Here is a 3,339-nt window from a genome sequence, read left to right as displayed (position 1 = left end):
CGGGCGATGGCGAAGTCCTTGTCGACCCAGATGTACACGCAGCGGGTGTAGGTACGGCCCTGGTACTTGCAGCGGACGACCGCGAAGGCCTCCTTGTACTGGGCGAGCACCGGGTCGAGGAGTTCGTGACCGTCGGCGGAGCAGGACTGCCAGTCGGCCCAGATGAGGGCGACCGCGCCGGGGTCCTCGTCGGCCAGTTCCAGCGGCTCGGGCAGCAGTTCGCGCACCCGGGCCGGGTCGGTGCGGTACTCGACGGTGAGCAGGTCACCGGAGTAGCGCCACGGCGGCGAGGGGATCAGGGACGAGGCGCCCGTCGCCGTCTTGGGGTGGAAGTATCCGCGAACCTGGGAGATGTCGGGCACTTGGGAGTCCTTAGGCGGTGAGGGCGGGCTGCTTGAGGAGTTCGGCGCGGTAGCGGGCGGCGGAGGCGACGGCGGACTGGCCGCCCAGGGCCACGACGCCGACAAGGCGGTCCGCCTGGTGGTAGCCGACGAGCACGTCGCCGTCGAGGTCGCCGTCCAGGACGCGCATGTCGTCCTTGCCGAGGACGGGGGCGCCGAAGGACTGGAGGCGGAAGTCGTGCTGGTCGCTCCAGAAGGTGGGCAGCGGGCCGAACGGCGCGAGGCCGGCGTCGGTTCCGGCCAGGTGGGCGGCGAGCACCTTGGCGGCGTGCTTGGCGGTGTCCGTGGGGATGGACCAGTGCTCGACGCGGCGGGGCACGCCGTCGTAGCGGGCGCTGGGGAAGCGGGCGACGTCGCCGACGGCGACGACGTCGGGGCGGCCGCCGACGCGGAGGTGCTCGTCGGTGAGGACGCCGTCGGTGAGGTCGAGGCCGTTGCCGCCGAGCCATTCGGTGTTGGCGACGGAGCCCACCGATTCGACGACGACGTCCGCCGCGAGGAGGGTCCCGTCCGCGAGGACCACGCCGGTGACGTGATCCTCGCCCTCGAAGCCGGCCACGCCGGTGCCGAGGGCGAAGCGGACGCCGCGCTGTTCGTGGCGGGTCAGCAGGGCCCGTGCGAGGGGTTCGCCGAGCGGGCCGACCATGGGCAGCGGCAGCGGGTCGACGACGGTGACCTCGGCGGCGCCGAGTGCCACGGCGGTGGCGGCGACCTCGCAGCCGATGAATCCGGCGCCGACCACGACGACACGAACGCCCTTGCCCGTCAGGGCGGTTCGCAGGGTCTGGGCGTCGTCCAAGGTGCGTACGGTGTGGCGTCCTGCGGTGGGGCCCGGGCAGCGCAGGCGGCGCGGGCGCATGCCGGTGGCCACCACGAGGCCGCTGTACGAGATCGTCTCGCCGTCGGAGAGCCCGACGGTGCGGCGGTCGAGGTCGGCGCGCTCGGCACGGGTGCCGAGGCGCCAGTCGACGTCGGTCACGCTGGCCCGGGGCCGGAAGGCGAGCGAGTCGAAGGACGCCTTCCCGGCGAGGACCTCCTTGGAGAGGGGAGGCCGGTTGTAGGGCATGTGGGGCTCGTCGCCGACGACGGTGATCGGCCCGCCCCAGCCGGCGGCGCGCAGCTGCTCGGCGGCGCGCAGTCCGGCCATGGAGGCGCCGGCCACCACGAGGGGTGCGGTCACGGTCTCAGCCCTCGATCCGGATGGCCTGGAGCGGGCAGACGTCGGCGGCTTCCTCGACCTCTTCGAGGAGCGCGTCGTCCGGGTCCGGGACGTACGCCAGGCGTCCGGCGTCGTCGAAGCTGAAGACGTCCGGGGCGGCGAAGACGCACTGGCCGTGGTCCTGGCACTTGGTCATGTCGACGACGACCTTCATGGGCCTGTCCTCCTGGGACTGCGGGGGCGTCAATGAGTCAAAGAGGGGGAAAAGGGGCCCGGTCCACAAGGGGCCGGGCCCCGGCCACAGGGGTGCGGACTCGCCGACCCCCAACTCGTTTGGCTTCAAACAACATAGGAAGCGGCCGGGCCCTGGTCAATAGCTATCCGGATGGATAAATTTCTGCGACGGAACCCTTGCGGGAAGGTGGCGGCGTCCATACCGTTTGGCATCAAACAAGTGAGTGGCTCCTGCACCTGCCGCAGTTCGCAGCCGCCGCCCAGGGCATCGACGTGGTCCGGGTGACCTACCCCGACCTCATCGGCACCGACCGGGCCCGCGACGTCCTGCTCGACCACCTGACCTCGGCCTGCGACCACGGCCTCGCCTTCTGCCGCGCCGTCTACCACACCAGCCCGCAGGGCGACGTGGTCCCGGTCGCCGGCGGACTGGACGCCGGCCTGCCCGACATCTGCGTACGCCCCGACCTCGACACCCTCACCGCCCTGCCGTGGGAGCCCGGCGTCGCCACCTGCCTCGGCAACGTCACCGACCCGGCCACCGGGCAGCCCGCGCCCGAGTCGCCCCGCGACCTGCTGCGCGCCGTCGTGGACCGCTGCGCCCAGCACGGCCTGCACCCCGTCGTGGGACCGGAGCTGGAGTACTTCCTGTGCGACGCGGCCCCCGACGCCCCGCAGGGCTGGCGGCGGTACAGCGACGCGGCGGGCGTCGTCTACACCGCGGGCCTGCGCGCCGACGGCGACAACCACCTGCTGCGCACCCTGCGCCTGCTGCGCGACCTCGACATCGGCGTCAGCAACGGCAACCACGAGTTCGACGGCTCGCAGTTCGAGATCAACCTGACCCACTCGCACGCCATGGACGCCGCCGACCGCGCCTTCCGCTTCAAGGCCGCGGTCAAGGAACTCGCCCGCAAGGAGGGCCGGTTGGCCACCTTCATGGCGAAGCCGTTCAACGACGCGGGCGGCTCGGGCTTCCACCTCCACCTGTCCTGCGTCGACGACGAAGGCACCAACACCTTCCAGGACCCGTCCGCACCCCACGGCCTGTCGGCCACCGCACGGCACGCGATCGCGGGCATCCTCGCCCACGCCCCCGCCCTCACCGCGCTGGCCAACCCGACGGTCAACTCGTACAAGCGCTTCGGCCCCGACACCCTCGCGCCCTGGCTGATCGACTGGGGCCTGGACAACCGCAGCACCATGGTGCGCGTCCCGCCCGAGCGCGGCGCGGGATCCCGCCTCGAACTGCGCCTCGGTGACGCCAGCGCCAACCCGTACCTGCTGATGGCCGCCACCCTGGCCGCCGCCCTGCTCGGCGTCCTGGCCGGCGAGGAGCCGGCCGCCCCGCTGGAGGGCTACGGCTACGACACCACCAAGTCCCCGATGCTGCCGACGACGCTGCCCGCCGCGCTCGACGCCCTGGAGGCGGACACCGCGCTCACCGAGCTGCTCGGCAAGGACTTCACCGCCTCCTACCTCTCGTACAAGCGCGACGAGGTCGAGCGCTTCCAACGGCACGTCACCGACTGGGAGTTCACCGAG

Annotated in this window: 4 protein-coding genes; 1 reads left to right on the top strand and 3 read right to left on the bottom strand. The window is 72.4% G+C overall.

What is annotated here, in order from left to right:
- The 3 genes from M4J07_RS47190 to M4J07_RS47180 form a co-directional block, all read right to left on the bottom strand.
- Nucleotides 1-353: acetoacetate decarboxylase family protein (locus M4J07_RS47190; protein WP_255983477.1), on the bottom strand; the 353-nt coding region annotated here is incomplete at its 3' end.
- Nucleotides 354-372: 19 nt separating this feature from the next.
- Nucleotides 373-1,581: an NAD(P)/FAD-dependent oxidoreductase gene (locus M4J07_RS47185; protein WP_255983475.1), complete on the bottom strand. Its 1,209-nt coding sequence runs from the start codon at nucleotides 1,579-1,581 to the stop codon at nucleotides 373-375.
- Between the two features lie 4 nt (nucleotides 1,582-1,585).
- Entirely contained in the window at nucleotides 1,586-1,774 is a 189-nt protein-coding gene (locus M4J07_RS47180) for a ferredoxin (protein WP_255983473.1), read from the bottom strand.
- A gap of 302 nt (nucleotides 1,775-2,076) precedes the next feature.
- Between M4J07_RS47180 and M4J07_RS47175 the strand changes: the two genes are divergently transcribed.
- Nucleotides 2,077-3,339 (top strand): glutamine synthetase family protein (locus M4J07_RS47175; protein WP_255983471.1); only part of this gene is annotated, 1,263 nt, incomplete at its 3' end.

The sequence above is a fragment of the Streptomyces longispororuber genome, assembly GCF_024448165.1.
Classification (GTDB): Bacteria; Actinomycetota; Actinomycetes; order Streptomycetales; family Streptomycetaceae; genus Streptomyces; species Streptomyces longispororuber_A.
This window is presented reverse-complemented; position numbering and strand designations above follow the sequence as displayed.